General features: G+C 57.8%; 17 protein-coding genes. 2 read left to right on the top strand and 15 right to left on the bottom strand.

Translation table 11 applies throughout. From position 1 onward, the window contains the following. Position 1: 1 nt before the first annotated feature. The 7 genes from LK04_RS18605 to LK04_RS18575 form a co-directional block, all read right to left on the bottom strand. Positions 2-1,390, bottom strand: coding sequence for a dihydroorotase (locus LK04_RS18605; protein WP_039328463.1), 1,389 nt, complete (start codon positions 1,388-1,390; stop codon positions 2-4). Further along, positions 1,390-2,313, bottom strand: coding sequence for an ABC transporter substrate-binding protein (locus LK04_RS18600; RefSeq protein WP_039328464.1), 924 nt, complete (start codon positions 2,311-2,313; stop codon positions 1,390-1,392). The genes LK04_RS18605 and LK04_RS18600 overlap by 1 nt, the downstream gene beginning before the upstream one ends. After that, complete coding sequence (locus LK04_RS18595) at positions 2,313-3,353, bottom strand: alpha-hydroxy acid oxidase (protein ID WP_039328465.1); 1,041 nt, start codon at positions 3,351-3,353, stop codon at positions 2,313-2,315. Before LK04_RS18595 ends, LK04_RS18600 begins: the two co-directional genes overlap by 1 nt. Further along, the gene (locus tag LK04_RS18590) at positions 3,340-4,866 is read right to left on the bottom strand and encodes an amino acid ABC transporter permease/ATP-binding protein (protein WP_039328466.1); all 1,527 of its coding nucleotides are present in this window, start codon (positions 4,864-4,866) and stop codon (positions 3,340-3,342) included. Before LK04_RS18590 ends, LK04_RS18595 begins: the two co-directional genes overlap by 14 nt. A 76-nt stretch (positions 4,867-4,942) precedes the next feature. Next, a complete protein-coding gene (locus LK04_RS18585) occupies positions 4,943-5,839 on the bottom strand; it encodes a transporter substrate-binding domain-containing protein (protein WP_039328467.1) in 897 nt (298 codons plus the stop codon). An 87-nt stretch (positions 5,840-5,926) separates the two neighbouring features. Then, entirely contained in the window at positions 5,927-6,898 is a 972-nt protein-coding gene (locus LK04_RS18580) for a D-2-hydroxyacid dehydrogenase (RefSeq protein WP_039328468.1), read from the bottom strand. Beyond that, positions 6,898-7,290: a RidA family protein gene (locus LK04_RS18575; RefSeq protein ID WP_039328470.1), complete on the bottom strand. Its 393-nt coding sequence runs from the start codon at positions 7,288-7,290 to the stop codon at positions 6,898-6,900. The genes LK04_RS18580 and LK04_RS18575 overlap by 1 nt, the downstream gene beginning before the upstream one ends. 347 nt (positions 7,291-7,637) lie before the next feature. On the opposite strand from LK04_RS18575, the gene glyQ reads away from it, so the two are divergent. Beyond that, complete coding sequence (glyQ, locus tag LK04_RS18570; protein WP_007893431.1) at positions 7,638-8,549, top strand: glycine--tRNA ligase subunit alpha; 912 nt, start codon at positions 7,638-7,640, stop codon at positions 8,547-8,549. A 9-nt stretch (positions 8,550-8,558) separates the two neighbouring features. Beyond that, complete coding sequence (gene glyS, locus LK04_RS18565; protein ID WP_039328472.1) at positions 8,559-10,628, top strand: glycine--tRNA ligase subunit beta; 2,070 nt, start codon at positions 8,559-8,561, stop codon at positions 10,626-10,628. A 50-nt stretch (positions 10,629-10,678) separates the two neighbouring features. Here glyS and LK04_RS18560 read toward each other — a convergent pair whose 3' ends face one another. From LK04_RS18560 to fdxH, 8 genes are all read right to left on the bottom strand, one after another. Further along, positions 10,679-10,987, bottom strand: a complete 309-nt coding sequence (locus LK04_RS18560) for a type II toxin-antitoxin system RelE/ParE family toxin (protein ID WP_039328473.1) — start codon at positions 10,985-10,987, stop codon at positions 10,679-10,681. Next, positions 10,950-11,237 carry a type II toxin-antitoxin system ParD family antitoxin gene (locus LK04_RS18555; protein WP_039328474.1) on the bottom strand — a complete coding sequence of 96 codons (288 nt, stop codon included), beginning with the start codon at positions 11,235-11,237 and terminating at the stop codon, positions 10,950-10,952. Before LK04_RS18555 ends, LK04_RS18560 begins: the two co-directional genes overlap by 38 nt. 108 nt (positions 11,238-11,345) lie before the next feature. Continuing rightward, on the bottom strand, positions 11,346-13,196 hold the full coding sequence (gene selB / locus LK04_RS18550; RefSeq protein WP_039328475.1) for a selenocysteine-specific translation elongation factor: 1,851 nt from the start codon (positions 13,194-13,196) through the stop codon (positions 11,346-11,348). Continuing rightward, positions 13,193-14,572, bottom strand: a complete 1,380-nt coding sequence (selA, locus tag LK04_RS18545; protein ID WP_039328476.1) for an L-seryl-tRNA(Sec) selenium transferase — start codon at positions 14,570-14,572, stop codon at positions 13,193-13,195. The genes selB and selA overlap by 4 nt, the downstream gene beginning before the upstream one ends. Positions 14,573-14,580: 8 nt before the next feature. Continuing rightward, positions 14,581-15,192 (bottom strand): glutathione S-transferase, encoded by a 612-nt coding sequence (locus LK04_RS18540; RefSeq protein WP_039328477.1) that lies wholly within the window; start codon positions 15,190-15,192, stop codon positions 14,581-14,583. A 182-nt stretch (positions 15,193-15,374) separates the two neighbouring features. Continuing rightward, a complete protein-coding gene (gene fdhE, locus LK04_RS18535; protein ID WP_039328478.1) occupies positions 15,375-16,301 on the bottom strand; it encodes a formate dehydrogenase accessory protein FdhE in 927 nt (308 codons plus the stop codon). After that, positions 16,301-16,942, bottom strand: coding sequence for a formate dehydrogenase cytochrome b556 subunit (gene fdoI / locus LK04_RS18530; protein ID WP_039328479.1), 642 nt, complete (start codon positions 16,940-16,942; stop codon positions 16,301-16,303). Before fdoI ends, fdhE begins: the two co-directional genes overlap by 1 nt. After that, positions 16,942-17,841, bottom strand: coding sequence for a formate dehydrogenase subunit beta (fdxH, locus tag LK04_RS18525; RefSeq protein WP_039328480.1), 900 nt, complete (start codon positions 17,839-17,841; stop codon positions 16,942-16,944). The genes fdoI and fdxH overlap by 1 nt, the downstream gene beginning before the upstream one ends. Positions 17,842-17,848 lie beyond the last annotated feature (7 nt).

Genomic DNA, 17,848 nt, shown 5'->3' with positions numbered 1-17,848 from the left:
ATTATTGTCCTGTTGCTGCCTGTCGGGTCACGAACTGACCAAAGCCGGGTTCAACCTGCATCTGGTCATCCTGGTAAACCGTGACGCCACGAATAAGTGTGCGCACTACTTTACCCTGACAGCGCATCCCTTCAAATGCGCTCCACTTACCCAACCCCTGGAAGGCCGCGCCCTCCACCGTCCAGCTCTGCTGCGCGTCGTAAAACACCAGGTCGGCATCAAAGCCCGGCGCAATCGCTCCTTTTCTCCCCCACAGCTGGAAGGCTTTTGCTGGGCCGCTGGCGGTCATGCGGGCAAATTCGGTCAGGGCCAGACCACGATCGATATGCGCGGCACTAAAGAACATCGGGCTCAGCGTCTCCACGCCGGTTAACCCCATGCCTGCATCCCAGATGCTGGTTTCACCGGCCTGTTTTTGTGCAGGGGTATAGGGGCAGTGGTCGGAGGCGATCATGTCGACATCGCCGCGCAGCAGCACTTGCCACAGTGCATCCACTACCGGACGTGGGCGAATCGGCGGGCCGCAGCGGGCATTGGGGCCGATGCGTACCAGATCGTCCTCATCCAGAATCAGATAGTGCGGACAGGTTTCGAAGCTGGCGCGCACCCGGATTTTGGCGGCGACGATGGTTTCAGCGGCGCGCGCGGAGCTGACATGCACAATATGGCAACGCGCACCGGTCTCTTCGGCGACCGCCAGCACGCGGCCCACGGCTTCAATCTCGGCAATTTCCGGGCCTGCCAGCGCATGCGCACGGGTATCTTTGCGTCCGGCACGGCGCAGTTCACTGCCTGCGCCAATCAGGATGTCGTGGTTTTCCGCGTGCACGCCAATCAGGCCATCGAACGTGGCTAACTCACGCATTGCGCGCAGCAGGCCATCGTCATCAAGGCGTGGTAGACCTTTTTCGTCGGTCGCTTCGCCGTTCGGCGCACCGCTGCACAGGAAGGCTTTAAACGCCAGTGCGCCCGCCTGATCCAGCGCCGCCAGCTCGTGTACGTTGCGGCCATCCAGTCCGGCCCACATGGCGTAATCCACCGAGCAGTTGTCTGCCAGCCATTGTTGTTTGGCGGTGAAATTCTTCAGCGAGGTGGCGGGCGGCAGTGAGTGCGGCATCTCAACGATGGTGGTGACGCCATGTGCGGCGGCACCCTGTGTACCTTCGCGCAGCTCCTGCTGTGGGAAATCATGCGAGCCAGTGAAGTGGGTGTGCACATCAATAGCGCCGGGAACGATGATCAATCCCTGCGCATCAATGATTTCATCCACGCCTGCTGTCATCGCGCCAGGCGTCAGCAGGCCGCTGATTATGCCATTCTCAATCAGCAAGTCGGCCGGTTCTGCACGGGTCTCTGTTACGACCAAACCATTGATAATAAGCTGTTTCATCACTCTGCTCCTGCCTGCGTGACCAGTGCGAAATAGGGCACCGGTTGAGAAGGATCCAGCCAGCCGATAGCGCTCAACAGCTGGCTGAAGTGTTCAAATTCGTGCTGCGGGATAACGCAGCCTGGCGCGAAGACCTGGGCGTGCTGATAGGCCGCCAGCCCCGTCACCAGCGCATCGCGTGGATAATCGGGATAGTAGTGCTGCACGCGGTCAGCCAGTGCGGTGGCATCATGAGTCGCGATCCACGTCAGTGCCTGTTCGATGGCCCGTGAGAACGCGTGGAACGCTGATGCCTTCTCCAGCAACACATCGGCACGCGCGATGTAGGCGCTCCAGGGGACATGGCCGCACAGGGTGGCGAGGCTGCTGACGCTGCTCAGCTGCCCGGCAGCAATGGCCGGTGCCAGCATGTGTATGGCGTGCAGCGCGTAATCGGCCTCGCCTGCGGCCACGGCAGCGAAATCGCGTGCCTGATCGCCGCTGCCGGAAATCAACTCCACCTGATCCTGCAATCCGTGCTGCGCCAGCAGCCAGCGGAAGGTCAGCGTGGCGGTGCCGACATTACCGACATCCAGCACGCGTTTGCCGCGCAAATCGCTGAGTTGAAAATCGGGTTGCGCCTGCGCCGCCGCCAGAAACCACGGGTTAGCCGCCACCGAGGCGCAAAAGCACTGCAGCTCTGCGCCATGCTGTTGAAAATGCTTCATCACCACCATCGGGCCGCCCAGCGTGAGATCGGCATCGCGGCTCAGAACGGCAGGCACCTGGCCGCCCTGCACGGTGTGACCGCCCGTGGCGCTGGTGGTAAAGGTGACCTGCAACTGCTCGGCGGCGAACAAGCCGAGGCTGTCGGCCAGATAGTGGGCGCAGTAATAGATGCGTGATTCGCTGGCATCGCCCTGATTGAAAATGAGTTGCTGCATCAGTTGCGTACCTCGCTAACAAAGCTGCCGTTGAGTGCCGCCATATCACTGACGCCGCACCAGTGGCTGATCGCGGTGATTTCATTGATCCAGCCGGAAAGCAGATCAAACACCGCGTCTTCGCCACCGGCCACTAAGGCGCTGATGATCGGTCGCACGCTGAGTGACAGGGAGGCACCGAGGCAACGCGCCACCACTGCATCGCTGCCGCAGCGCACTCCGCCGTCCAACAGCAGCGGCAAGCGGGTAACGGCTTGCAAATCGGGCAGTTGATCGACCGGCGTTGCCCAGCGTGCACTTTGGCGCAGGCCAATGTTGGAGGCGATGATGCCACTGACGCCGTGCTGAGTTGCCTGAGCGGCATCGTCATGATGCAAAATGCCTTTTAACCACAGCGGCAGTTGATGCGTGGCGCAGTGCGCCGCGACGTCATCAATCTGCTGCCAGCGCCACACTGGAAAAGCCGGTAACGCGGCGACGCCCGGTTCCGTTCCGCCAATGGTGTGCCAGCCGCGCTGTTTTAGCGCCTCGCCAATCGAGAACCCGCCAGGCTGTAAACCCGCGACCGGATGCACCGGTGCGAGCACGGTCAGAACAATGTTTTTAAATCCGGCTTGTGCAGCCTGATCGATTAAGTCTTTGATGCGGCCGACATCGCCCGCGGCACGCAGTTGCAACCAGCAGCGATCATACTCCGCGCCAATCTGCTCCAGCGGTGTGACGGTCTCTTCCGAGATCACCAGCGGCAATTGCAGGCGTTTACAGGCGCGCGCAATCGGCAACAACCCTTCTTCATGAAAGATGCGGTCGCCAGCAAACGCCCCGACGCCCAGCGGTGCCGCCCAGCGTTGATTCAGCAGCGTGGTTTCGGTGCTGATCCCCTCGTTGCCCTGTAAGACGCGCGGCAGCAGGCGGAAACGGCGTAGCGCCTGCTGATTGGCATCGGATTCGCCAGACAGTGCATCAGCTGGCTGGCCCTGCATATAGCGGAACAGCGCATCACCGAGACGCTCACGTGCGGCAAGTTCATGCGTTGGCATGCTGAGCCTCCGTGGCGTTTTCGTGTTCAAGGAACGTGGCAAAGGCCGGTGTTTTTGGGTTTTGCAGAATGGCCGGAGGACCCTCTTCAATCAGCGCGCCGTCCTGCAGGAACACCACGCGATCCGCCACGCCAGCCGCAAAGGCAATGTCATGGGTACTGATAATCATGGTGATGCCAGTTTGGGCCAGATTGCGCATCGTCTGGTTCACTTCACGCACCAGCTCAGGGTCGAGCGCCGAAGTGGGTTCGTCGAACAGCAGGATTTGCGGTTCTGCCGCCAGCGCACGCGCAATGCCGACGCGCTGTTTTTGACCGCCCGATAATTCGTGCGGCAATGAGGCGGCGAAATCCTGCAACCCCACCATTTTCAGTGCACGCATCGCTTTAGCGCGCGCGATTTCAGGCTGGGCGCCCTGTACGCGCAGCAGAATGCTCATCACGTTCTCTAACGCGGTCAGGTGATCGAACAGCGCAAAGTGCTGAAACACGATCCCAATACCCGACTTGGCACGGTTGGCCGGTAAATGGCGGGCGGCCAGGGCACGACCGTTTTCATCGCTGCCCATAAAGTGGCCTTCGGTCTGGATCGTACCGCTGGTGCGCGGCGTCAGCGCCAGAATCGATTTCAACAGGGTGCTTTTACCGGAGCCGGAGCGACCCAGCAGCACAACCACTTCACCACGGCGCACGGTGAGCGACAGCGATTTCAGCACCGCTTTACCCGCGTAATCGACACACAGTTTGTCCACTTCCAGCACCGGTGCGGCGGTTTGCGTATCCCAGCGGCGTTTCGGCAACTGCATCGCCATGACATCGGCTTCTGGCGGCAGGGTGGCCAGGCGCGCACGGGCGCGGCGGGCGCGTTCATCGAGGTTGTAGAACTTCTCCAGCCACCACTGTCCGCCAGCCAGGGCGGTCGAGAGGATCAGGTAGATGCCGCCAGAGGCCACCAATACCGGAATAAACAGGAAGTTCTGCGACACAATCGCCTGGCCGCGCATGGTCAGTTCGTTGACGCCGACCACCGACGCCAGTGAGGTCGATTTCAGCAGGCCAACGGTCTCGTTACCCATGGTCGGCAAAATGGCGCGCAGTGCTTGCGGGATGACGACGTGGATCATCTCTTTGGTACGCGAATAGCCGAATGCCTGGGCCGCCATGCTCTGGTCGCGGTCGGTGGCAATGATGCCGCCGCGAATGATTTCGGCGCAAAAGGCGGTTTCGTTGATCATCAACGCCAGCATGGCACTGGTGAACGGGCTCAAACGCAGTCCGAATTCTGGCAACACGTTATAGAGCAGGATCAACTGCAACAGCACCGGCGTGCCGCGCAGCAGGTAAATGTAGGTTTTCACCGGCACGCGGATAAACCAGTGCTTTGAGGTGCTGGCCAACGCCAGGAAAAAGCCAATTATAATGCCGCCCGCCAGCGCACCAATCAGCAACTGTACGGCGATGACGGCACCTTCCCACAGGTAAGGGAAGGTCAGGTACTTAAGAAAATCATCCAAGGCGTTATCTCCCCCAACGTGATCGTTTGGGTTGCACGCGCTGCGGCAACCCAATTGATCGGGCTGAGTTTATGCATTAACCACGCGCAACAACCGGACGTTCAGCGGCACTGCCCTGACCCCAGTAATCCAGCAATTTCTTCTGTGCACCGCTCTCCTGAATCACCTTCATCGCATCCAGCACGGCACTGCGCAGGGTGGCGTTGTCTTTGGCGATCGGGAAGCCAACCATAATTGGCAAGTCAACGGTGAAGCCGCTTTCCAGCGTTTTGTCGGCTTTAGCAATGGCGATGGCCGAACCGGCTTCGGTCAGGTAGACGTCAGCACGGCCGCTTTTCACTGCCTGAATGCTGTTGTCGGTGTTCTGCACCATCAACATGCTGACTTCCGGCTTACCAGCGGCGCTGCATTTGGCGCTCTGCTCAGGCACCAGCTTGTTGGCTTCATATGAGCCCGCCGCCGCAGCCACGGTTTTGCCGCACAGGTCATCCACCGTGTTGATTTTCTTCGGGTTACCTTTTGCCAGAATCGAGCCATCCTGCACCTGCATTGAGGCGACAAAGGCGATCTGCTTCAGGCGTTCATCGGTGACATACAGCATGGGGCCGATATCTGCACGACCGTTGGAGATCGAGGTCAGCAGTACGTTGAACGAGCCACTCTGATAGCTGTGTTTTGCGCCGAGGCAGCTGCTGATACGCTCAAACAGCGAAGGATCAAGACCTTCGATAATGCTCGGGTCTTTCTCCGAAGGGGCTTCAAAGCCTTTGGTGTATCCACCGAGGCCAACCACCAGATCTTTGCCTTTCAGTGACGGATATTTGGTTTGCAGCGCTTTACACTGCGCCATTGCCGCGAAGTCACTGGCGGCGGGTTTGATCGGATCGGTGCTGGCGGCGTGCGCGCTGGAGAGTCCAGCCAGCAAGGTGCCGGTGATGCCAGAGATAAGTACTGCGATGCGTGCAAATTTCATAATAAGGTTCCCCTGGTGCTGGTGAATGTGTAAGCGATGACCTTGTGTTTTATGAACGTCTTTACGGCTTTTATTGGTGCAACTACTTCAATACCCTCTTTCAACATCAACCTGGTTGCGCAGCGGGTCACCACTGCGATAACGCACCAGATTGTCGATAAACACCTCAAGGCAGCCCTCAAGGTAGGCACTGTGATCGTCGAGGCTGCAGTGCGGCGTCATCACCACACCGGGCGTGTTCCACAGTGCGTCGTCAGCGGGCAAAGGCTCCTGCGGATAGACATCCAGCACCGCGCCTGCCAACTCTCCGGCACACAGATTTTCGCGCATGGCGGCGTAGTCAAATACCGCAGCACGGCCAACAATCACGATGCCTGCACGGGCGGGCAGCAGATCGAGGCGGCGGCGATCAAACAGCATCTCCGTTTGTGGCGTCAGCGGCAGTGTTGAGACCAACACGTCCACCTGCGGTAACACGTCGTCGATGGCATCAATGCGAATGCAGCGCGCCACGTCGGCATCACACTGCCCGCTGCGCGTGACGCCAATCACGCGATAGCCTTGCGCGGTTAACAGCTTGGCCGCTGCCGCGCCGATGCCACCGACGCCGAGCAGCAGCACGGTTTTGCCGCGCGCACAGCCACCGTAGGTCGGGCGCCATAAGCGCTGAGCCTGATCCTGCAAAAATCCCGGAATGCCGAAGTTGAACATCAACGCCGCCATCAGAATGAATTCCGCGCCTTTATCGCCGTGGACGCCGGACGCGTTGGTCAGCGTTACGCCCTTGGGCAAATGCGCCAGCCACTGCTCAACGCCAGCCGACATCACCTGCACCCAACGCAGGCGCGGGGTGCTGAATGCATCTAACGCCAGCTTGCGACCGCTCCACAGCAGATCGCAGTTAGCGAGGAAGGGGGCGGTTTGCGCCGGATCGCTGTTTTCTGTCAGCGTGAAGTGGCTGCGCAGTTTCGGATGCGCATCCAACTGCTGTTGCAGTCTTTCCCGTGACAGGTGCAGAGCAAGCGGGCCACTGGCATCGTTTTCAATATGAATATGCATTAGCGCATCGCCGTGACTTCCATCTCGACCAGCAGGTCAGGATGGTTAAGTTGAATACCAACGGTGGCACGCGCCGGGAACGGGAACTGGAAAAACTCGCTATAGGCGGCGTTCATTTCGCTGAAGGTGCTGAGGTCGGTGAGGTAAATCGTCACCCGTACCACGTTATCGAAGGTCATCTGCGCTTCACTCAGCAGGTCGCCGACATTTTTCAACACCTGGCGCGTCTGGCTGGCGATGTCCTTGCCGACGATCTGCCCGTTGTAAGGGTCGATGGCGACTTGCCCTGAGATAAACAACATCGGTTCGTGCAGTACAGCGGCGGACAGCGGTGCCGGGCCCATCGGGCGGTCGCTGGCATTCATTCCTGGGTAAGCGATTGCGGTCTTCATGGTGAAATTCCCAACAAAACTGTTTCACCGCAATTTCGTATACGATTATACAGGTGTCAATGTGCGATTTTTGACCAACAGGTCGAAAAGGTGATTTGAGTCACGCAATGAGGTTTGGAGGTTTTTTGTTTATCACATTGAAAATTAATGGATAGTGATGAGTTTTTCGTCTGTTTGTCGTTCCCTTTTTGAATCGTATACGATTTTCTTATTGTTCGGTTCTTAGCGGTAAAACTGCACCCGTTTCACCTCATGACGCGCCAGGATTTCCGGCTGCACAATCCGCGGTCAAAGGGTATACTGGCGCACTCTTTTTTTAACCGATCCGTATCGCGTGCGAATTCAACATGCAAAAGTTTGATACCAAGACCTTTCAGGGCCTGATCCTGACCTTGCAGGATTACTGGGCGCGCCAAGGCTGCACCATTGTTCAACCACTGGACATGGAAGTCGGCGCTGGCACCTCACATCCCATGACTTGCCTGCGTGCATTAGGCCCAGAGCCAATGGCGACCGCGTACGTGCAGCCTTCACGCCGACCAACCGATGGTCGTTACGGTGAAAACCCGAACCGTTTGCAGCATTACTACCAGTTCCAGGTGGTGATTAAGCCAAACCCAGACAACCTGCAGGAACTTTACCTGGGCTCACTGAAAGAGCTAGGTATGGACCCGACAATTCACGACATTCGCTTCGTGGAAGATAACTGGGAAAACCCTACGCTGGGTGCCTGGGGATTGGGCTGGGAAGTGTGGCTCAACGGCATGGAAGTGACGCAGTTCACCTACTTCCAGCAGGTTGGCGGCTTGGAGTGTAAGCCGGTCACCGGTGAGATCACCTACGGCCTGGAGCGTCTGGCGATGTATATCCAGGGCGTGGACAGCGTGTACGATCTGGTGTGGAGCGACGGCCCGTTTGGTAAAACCACCTACGGCGAAGTGTTCCATCAGAACGAAGTGGAACAGTCGACTTACAACTTTGAATACGCCGACGTGGACTTCCTCTTCACCTGCTTTGAGCAGTATGAGAAAGAAGCCCAACAGCTGCTGGCACTGGAAAAACCACTGCCGCTGCCTGCTTATGAGCGCATTTTGAAAGCGGCACACAGCTTTAACCTGCTGGATGCACGCAAGGCGATTTCGGTTACCGAACGTCAGCGCTATATCCTGCGTATTCGTACCCTGACGAAAGCCGTGGCTGAAGCCTATTATGCGTCCCGCGAGGCGCTTGGCTTCCCCCTGTGCAATAAAAACAAGTAAGAGGCAGCCATGACCGATAAAACTTTCCTGGTGGAAATTGGCACCGAAGAGTTGCCTCCGAAAGCGTTGCGTAGCCTGGCTGAAGCCTTTGCTGCGCACTTTACCGCAGAACTGGACAGCGCTGGTCTGGTGCACGGCGACGTCAGCTGGTTTGCTGCGCCGCGTCGTCTGGCGCTGAAAGTGGCCCATATGGCCGCCGCACAGCCGGATCGTGAAGTCGAAAAACGCGGTCCAGCGATTGCTGCCGCGTTTGATGCGGATGGCAATGCCACCAAAGCGGCTGAAGGTTGGGCGCGCGGTAACGGTATTACGGTGGCGCAGGCTGAACGTCTGAGCACCGATAAAGGCGAATGGCTGGTGCATCGCGCATCCGTTACCGGTGAAAGCGCACAGGCGCTGTTGCCGGCAATGGTCGCCACGGCACTGAGCAAGTTGCCGATTCCTAAGTTAATGCGCTGGGGTGCGAGTGACGTGCAGTTTGTCCGTCCGGTGCATACCGTGACGCTGCTGCTGGGCGATGAACTGATCCCGGCTACCATCCTTGGCATTCAGTCCGACCGTGTGATTCGCGGCCATCGCTTTATGGGCGAGCCGGAATTCACCCTCGACAACGCCGATCAGTATCCGCAACAACTGCTGGAGCGTGGTAAAGTCGTTGCTGACTTCGCGGCGCGTAAAGCCAAAATCAAAGCCGATGCCGAAGCCGCAGCACAGCAATTAGGCGGCATCGCTGACCTGAGCGACAGCCTGCTGGAAGAAGTGGCTTCGCTGGTGGAATGGCCAGTGGTGCTGACGGCGAAGTTTGAAGAGAAATTCCTCGCGGTGCCTTCTGAAGCGCTGGTTTACACCATGAAAGGTGACCAGAAGTACTTCCCGGTGTATGCCGCGGACGGCAAATTGCTGCCAAACTTCATCTTCGTCACGAACATCGAATCGAAAGATCCGCAGCAAATCATCTCCGGTAATGAGAAGGTAGTGCGCCCACGTCTGGCGGATGCGGAGTTCTTCTTCAACACTGACCGTAAAAAGCGTCTTGAAGATAACCTGCCACGTCTGGAGACGGTGCTGTTCCAGAAAGAGCTGGGTACGCTGCGTGACAAAACAGATCGCATTCAGGCGCTGGCGGGTTGGATTGCCGCGCAGATTGGTGCCGATGTGAATCATGCGACGCGCGCAGGCCTGCTGTCGAAGTGTGACCTGATGACCAACATGGTGTTCGAGTTCACCGATACGCAGGGCGTGATGGGCATGCACTATGCGCGTCATGACGGCGAAGCCGAAGACGTTGCCGTGGCGTTGAATGAGCAGTATCAGCCGCGCTTTGCCGGTGATGCGCTGCCATCCAACCTCGTGGCTTGTGCAGTGGCGATCGCTGACAAGATGGATACCCTCGCGGGCATCTTCGGTATTGGTCAACATCCGAAAGGCGATAAAGACCCGTTCGCACTGCGTCGTGCGGCGCTGGGCGTGCTGCGTATTATCGTTGAGAAGAACCTGCCGCTGGATCTGCAAACCCTGACCGAAGAAGCGGTGCGCCTGTACGGCAGCAAGCTGAGTAACGGCAAGGTGGTAGATGAGGTGATCGACTTCATGCTGGGTCGTTTCCGTACCTGGTATCAGGAAGAGGGCCACAGCGTAGACACCATCCAGGCCGTGCTGGCGCGTCGTCCAACCCGTCCTGCCGATTTTGATGCACGCATGAAAGCGGTATCGCACTTCCGTTCGCTGGAAGCGGCGTCTGCGCTGGCTGCGGCCAACAAACGTGTTTCCAACATCCTGGCTAAATCCACCGAAACCCTGAACGACAGCGTGCAGGCTTCGCTGCTGAAAGAGAACGCCGAGATCCAGCTGGCGACCTTTGTGACGGCGCTGGGTGACAAACTGCAGCCGTACTTCGCGGAAGGCCGTTATCAGGATGCGCTGGTGGAACTGGCACAACTGCGTGAAGCGGTCGATAACTTCTTCGACAACGTGATGGTTAACGCCGATGAAGCCGAAGTGCGTATCAACCGCCTGACGCTGCTGGCGCAACTGCGTGCGCTGTTCTTGCAGGTCGCGGATATTTCTCTGCTGCAGTAAGTAACAGAGTGAAGTGCACTAAAGGGACGAGCGATCGTCCCTTTTTGTTTTTAAAACGAAGTATCCCAAGTGATATGTGATGGTGCATCCTGGGATTGATGGAGAATACGTGCAATGATGATCTGCTCCGGTTCAACGCGGTAAATCACGATATGTTCACTATGAATTACGGAGTAAAAATTTCGGCCATAATCTGTGCGGCGGCCTCCAAAATTATTCACCATGAGATTGGAAAATAATTTGTTTATATTCATGGCATAACGATCAGCCTGCATCTCACCGAAATTCCAGCATCCATAGAGCCAGATAGTCAGTAAATCTTCATTCGCACTCGGTGTTATCACTATTTCTTTTTTCATAAATGCCGACCCTGGCTTTGGCTTTCCGTAAAAATTCATCTACATCCCAGGGAATGGGTTCTCCACTGTCCATACCCTCCTGAATGAGACTTTTTAAATTCTCCAGCTTCGATGCCGCTTGCCTCTCACGCAGTAAACGCAGTGAATCGCGCACTACTTCGCTTTGCGTACGGTAGTCGCCGGACGCCACTAAAGATTCCACAAATTCGCGCAGTTCATCGCCTAAATCGATTGTCATGGTACGTGCCATCGTCGTGTTCCAATGTAAGAATAGTTCTTACATCCTGGCACATTTTTGTTCAACGAGGAATGCGCGTTGCAGCGCAGTTACAGTGATAACTGCGAGGCAACGCCAAGATCAGGCGCGGGTTTCGAACAGGCGGGCGTCGCGCAGCAGGTGGTCGTTACCCCGGCGACGGGTGAAACCGCTGCGGTCAAAGAACTCCAGAATCTGCACGGCAATTTTGCGTCCGGTGCCGAGTTGGTTACGGAAGTCGGCGGCGCTGGTGCTGCCACCGTCGGCGTCACGCTGGCGAATCAGATCGGCGAAGATCTGGATCTGGTCGCTGTGGTAGTAGCGATCGCGCACGATCGCCGTAATGTGACCGAGACGAGCGGCGGTGAGCAACAGGCTACGCACGGTCTCTTCCTCTAGCTGTGTGGTTACCGCAATATCACGCACCCACAGCGGTTGGTCATTGAAAAGTGGGCCGATCTGCTGCCACAACATCTCTTCCTGCGGATTAAAGCGCGGTTTGAAATCCGGTAAATGCAGCCAGCCCTGCTGATGCTGCAAGTGACCTTGTGCCAGGAGTTGATCAATCAACGCGATGACCGGTTCAGGTGGCTGATGCGGCAGCGCCACACGGCGCAGACGATCGCGCCCGATGCCCGGTACTTCAGGATGCTGCAAATGAAACGCCGACAACGACGCCAGCAGGCGCTGCTGCCATACCCCCGCTTGTTCGGCTGCTAACAAGGTGTTGCCGAGCCGCAACGCATCGAGGTTCGCCAGCAGCGCATCCAGCGCAGCGGGGTGAAGCTGGCGTGACCAGCCGAGATCGGCATATTCCACAGGATGGAGAGAGAAGTGCGCTTGCAGGCTGGAATCATCACGCTCTGCGGCAGCCAATTGTTGCAGCCAACCGAGATACTCTGGCTGTCGTTTGCCCCGTTTTTTGCTGTTAAGCAGCACGACGCGGCCACCCCCCAAGGATTGCTGCGCATTGCTGTCGCGAATGATCAGCCGATCGTTTTCCGCCAGCCATAGCGGTTCATTGAGCACCAGCTCTGCCAGATCATCTTCAAGCAGCGTCAGTCGGCCCATCACGTGGCTGGCTGCATGATGGATATGCACGGGCTGGGAGGCATGTTTAAGCGGTTGCAGCAGGCGCAGCGCCACGATGAGACGCTGGGTGCCTTGGGGTTGCGGCTGTGCCAGCAGCCAGTCACCGCGCGCGATCTGGGCTTTTTCCACCTCACCCACGATATTCAGCGCGATACGCTCACCTGCTTGTGCGCGCGTCACCGACTGGTTCTGCGCATGCAAGGAGCGCACACGCACCGGCAGATTGAGGCCACTGAGCCACAGCGTGTCGCCCACGCTCACCTCGCCCGCTAATGCCGTTCCGGTGACCACTAATCCGCTGCCTTTCAGGGTAAAAGCCCGGTCGATAGCGAGACGAAAACGGCGGTGCGCATCGAAAGCGGGTTCAGGCAGCTCACTCAAGTGCTGACGTAACGCCTCAATGCCCAGTTGGGTGCTACTGCTGGTGATAAACTGCGGTGCCGCTGACCAGCCCAACTGCTGTGTCAGCTCTGCCACCTGATGTTGCACTTCGGCGATGCGCGTAGCGTCAACGCGATCGGCTTTGGTCAACGCCACGCTGAGCGGCGGAAGCCCTGCCAGAGCCAGCAGTTGCAGGTGTTCACGCGTTTGCGGCATCACGCCATCATCACCGGCCACCACCAGCAGGGCGTGATGAATACCGCCAATACCCGCCAGCATATTAGCGAGAAATTTCTCGTGCCCGGGAACATCGATAAAGCCTATCACCCGACCGTCCGGCTGCGGCCAGTAGGCATAGCCGAGATCAATGGTCATGCCGCGCCGTTTCTCTTCCGGCAGACGATCGGCATCGACCCCCGTCAAGGCTTGCAGCAGCGCCGTTTTGCCGTGATCGACGTGTCCTGCCGTGGCGATAATCATGATGTTAGCGCCTCAATCAGCGCGGCTTCCTGCTCAAGGCAGCGTAAATCCAGCCACAGTTTGCCGTCCTGAATACGGCCGATGACTGGTCGGGGCAGCGTACGCCAGCGTTGGGCGAGTGCATCAAGGCTGCTGCCATGCGGGGCGCGTGGGCTAAAGGTGATGGCAAAGCTCGGTAAGCGCTCAACGGGTAGCGATCCACTGCCGATTTGCGACGAACAGGCGGCGATCGCCAGCGTATACTCCGAGCCATAAGACTGCTCTAGCGCGGGCATCAGCCGTTCGGCTTGCTGTAAAATGTCGTGCGATGTACGAATCAACAAACGCAGGGTCGGCAGTGCATCACACAGACTTTCCGGTTGGCGATAGAGTTGCAGGGTGGCTTCCAGCGCCGCGAGTGTCATTTTGTCCACGCGCAGAGCGCGCTTCAGCGGATGCTGCTGCAGCTGATCAATCCAGCGTTTTTTACCGACGATAATGCCGGCTTGTGGCCCCCCCAACAGCTTGTCGCCAGAGAAACTCACCACATCGACGCCGGCCGCAATCAGCTGCTGTGGCATCGGCTCAGCGGGCAGACCCAACGTGGTCATATCGATCAATGAGCCACTGCCCAAATCGGTGATCACCGGCAGCTGATGCTCGGCGGCCAGGGCCACCAGTTCAGCTTCGGCAACGGCATGGGTGAACCCCTGAATCTGGTAGTTGCTGGTGTGTACCTTCATCAACAGACCGCTGTTTTCGCGGATGGCGGCACGGTAATCCTTCAAATGCGTGCGGTTGGTGGTGCCCACTTCGACCAGCTGACAACCTGCCTGGCGCATGACATCGGGAATACGAAAGGCACCGCCGATCTCCACCAGCTCCCCGCGCGAGACAATCACTTCCCGGCCGGGTGCCAGTGTGGCCAGCATCAGCAGCACCGCAGCGGCGTTGTTATTCACGATACAGGCCGCTTCCGCACCGGTGAGTTCGCATAACAGGGCGCTCACCGCGCGGTCGCGATGGCCGCGTGCGGCGTCATCCAGCGCATACTCCAGCGTCACCGGCTGGCGCAGGCTGGCGGTCACCGCCTCAATGGCGCTTTCGCTTAACTGGGCGCGGCCAAGGTTGGTGTGAAGAACGGTACCGGTCAGGTTGAAGACGGGTCGCAGCGCACTCTGTTGCTGCTCTCGCACACGGCGCTGTGCTTCTTCAGGCCAGTTCGCATGCCAGTCAGGCAGCATTTGATGTTGTTGAATGTGATCGCGCGCTTCTTGCTGCATGTCGCGCAACTGGCGGGTGGTAAAAGCGGTGCCAGAGTGCATTATCAGCGGCTGCAACGCGGGATCGCGCAGCAGGCTGTCAATGGCAGGCAGTTGGGTGTAGAGGGTTTTCATCGGGCAACTTAGCTGGAAGGCGGAACGGTGCGGGCAAAACTTTCCCGTTGAAACAGCATCTCTGCCATTTTCACCAATGCGGGGCGATTGACGCACCAGTTGGGCAGCACGCGGCGGAAGTTGAGATAACCAATCATGCAGCCGGTGGCGATATCCGCCAGATTCAGCGTGCCGTTATTGATCAGTTCGCCCTGTGCTGCCGCAGTTTCCAGGGCATCCAGACCGCGCAGAATCTTCTCGCGGTTACGCAGCAACACCTCTTCCGATTGCTGAGCGCCGGGGCGCATCTGTTCACGCACGATCATCACGGCGGCATCGTTGATGCCATCCGCCAGTTTTTCCAGTTGGCGGATCTGCAAGGAGAGCAGCGGGTCATCCGGTAACATGGCTGGCGCATCACCGCGCAGTTCAATCACTTGGGCGATGATCGAGGAGTCAAACCAGGTGTGATGGTTGTCGTCAACCAGTGCCGGGACTTTACCCAGCGGGTTGTATTGCGGCACGTGACTGTCCTCAACCCAAGGCGACTGGTTGACGAATTCGAACACCAAACCTTTTTCCAACAGCATCACTGAAATTTTACGGACAAAGGGGCTGGTGTAGCTGCCAATCAGTTTCATTGAACGCCTCCGTGTTAAAGGGTGGTGTACGGCATTGATGACGGTCGCCTGGTTGATGCTCGCCGTAACGATGACATTTCAATTGCCTGGTTGACGGTCGCCATAAATGGCGACCCTACGGTTGCCCGGTAACCCTACGGTTTCGTAGGGTGCGCATTTATGCGCACCGGGCATTCATCGCATTAATCCCCGGGAAACATAAACGGATTCAAACTGCTGCGCGCGAACCCTTCCTGCTCCATACGCGCATCCAGCACCAGTGATGCCAAATCATCCGCCACCGGTTCAACCGCGGGATCCTTCTCCTGATAGAGCATCTTCAGGTAGGTTCCGCAGTCGCCACAGCTCTCCGCTTTCACGGCCGCTTTTTCGCTGTCGAGCGACCAGTAGTGCAAATCACGCGTCTGTTCGCAGTTGGAGCACTTACTGCGCACCACATACCATTCACTTTCGCACAGATTACAGTGTAGATAACGTAGCCCCTGTTGACCGACATCCATATGTACCACGCTGGCGACGGGCACGCTGGCGCACACCGGGCAAAACTGACGATGCTCACCGTATTCTGCTCGCGCTTTTCCAGGGATCAGAGCCGCCATCTGCGCCCAGTAGACAGACAACGCGGCCCAAATAAACGGCGATTTATCACTGCTGACTTGCGCAAACTCGCCCGCCAGCAGCGCACTGGCTAACCCTTCCAGCTCGGAGGAGGAGGCTTTTTCCAGATTTTCCAGCACCGCCAGGGCCTGACCGCTCATCTCTGGTTTGAGTTCGGCGATCAGCGAATGCAGCAAACGCTGCCAGTGCGCATCACGCGGATAAGTATGGATATCGAGCGGGGGTTTACCCTGTTCGGCGCTTTGGGCTAAACGTGCGTGCAGATCGACCTGCAAAGGATGGTCATACAGCACGATTTCCTGCGCCTGGGCGATCACCGCGGCAAAGCGTAGATAGTCGCCCAGTGGGTTCTTCGCTGCCAGTTCACGCAAACGCGCCGCACGGCGGCTATACAGATTCTTAAGCCGAGGAAAAAGCAGCGGCGGAACCTGCTCCGCCATGCTTTTTTCGCCTTTCTCCAACTGATCCTGTGGGATGATGCGAATACTCATCAGGGACGTTTTTCCTGTTGTGTTTGGCGTTGGCGCTGCTCGCGATACCAGCGTGGATGATGTTTCTTCGCCCACGCAGCGGGAACCCAGCCCTCAACCATGGCGGTAATGGTGCCTTTGACCCACAGGGCCGCGTAGATATGCACCATAATCACCACGATCAGTGCCACAGCTGAGACCGAATGCACCACCAGAGCGGCGCGAATCAGCGGAATGGCAAAGGCGCCTGCGAAATAAGGACGCCAGATAATAATTCCGCTCACCAGCAGCATGATTAAGCTGATGATAGCAGCCCAGAACACACACTTCTGCCCGAAGTTGTATTTGCCGGTATCACCCACCTCTTCATTACGGACGATTTTGTGGATGTTTTTCGCCCACACCAGGTCATCACGCGTGATCAGATTATGCTTCCAGTAGCGCAGGAACATGATGATAAAAGCGGCAAACATCACCACACCGACAAACGGATGCAGAATCCGCGCCAGTTGTGGCGTACCCAAAATGTGCATCAGCCAGTTAAACGACGGGAAGAAGAAACCCAGCCCACTCAAGGCGGCAAGGACAAAACAGAACGCCACAATCCAGTGATTGATGCGTTCCGGTGCGCTGTAACGCACCAGACGATCGCGCTTTTTCATTATTCGCGCTCCTCTTTTTCGTGCAGGTTCTCATCCTCATCTTCCTCCACGCGGTTCGGCCCAACGCCGACGTAGTGGAACACCGAGGCCGCGAAGGTGGCGGCAAACCCGATGGCGGCCAGCGGTTTCCAGATGCCTTTCCAGAAGGTGACGGCAGGGCTGATGCTCGGGTTTTCCGGCAAGCCGTGATACAGCTGCGGTTTGTTGGCGTGGTGCAGCACGTACATCACGTGTGTACCGCCCACGCCTTCCGGATCGTACAGGCCTGCATTGTCATAGCCGCGCGTATTCAACTCCGCCACGCGTTCTGCCGCAAGTGCCTGCATGTCGGTTTTGCTGCCGAAATGAATGGCGCCGGTCGGGCAGGTTTTCACGCATGCCGGTTCCTGACCGACAGTGACACGATCGACGCACAGCGTGCATTTATACACGCGGTTGTCGTCTTTATTCAGGCGCGGCACGTCAAACGGGCAGCCAGCAATGCAGTAGCCGCAGCCAATGCACTGTTCTGACTGAAAATCGACGATGCCGTTGGCATACTGAATAATCGCCCCTTCCGAGGGACAGGCTTTCAGGCAGCCGGGATCGGCGCAGTGCATGCAGCCATCTTTACGTATAAGCCACTCTAACTTGCCGTTCTCCTCCACTTCTGAGAAGCGCATCACCGTCCAGGATTTGGCGGTCAAATCCGCCGGGTTGTCATACACCCCGACGTTGTGACCGACCTCATCGCGAATGTCATTCCACTCCGAACACGCCACCTGACAGGCTTTGCAGCCAATACAGGTGGTGACGTCGATCAGCTTGGCCACTTCCTGCTGATGATTACGCGCCTGCGGGGCAGGCGTGAAACCATTGGTGGCGGAGCGGCGGATAATGTCTTGTGATTGATAAGCCATCTACGAA

This window comes from Pantoea vagans, assembly GCF_001506165.1.
Taxonomy (GTDB): domain Bacteria; phylum Pseudomonadota; class Gammaproteobacteria; order Enterobacterales; family Enterobacteriaceae; genus Pantoea; species Pantoea vagans_C.
Note: the sequence above shows the minus strand (reverse complement) of the source record. Positions and strands in the feature narration are given on the sequence as shown.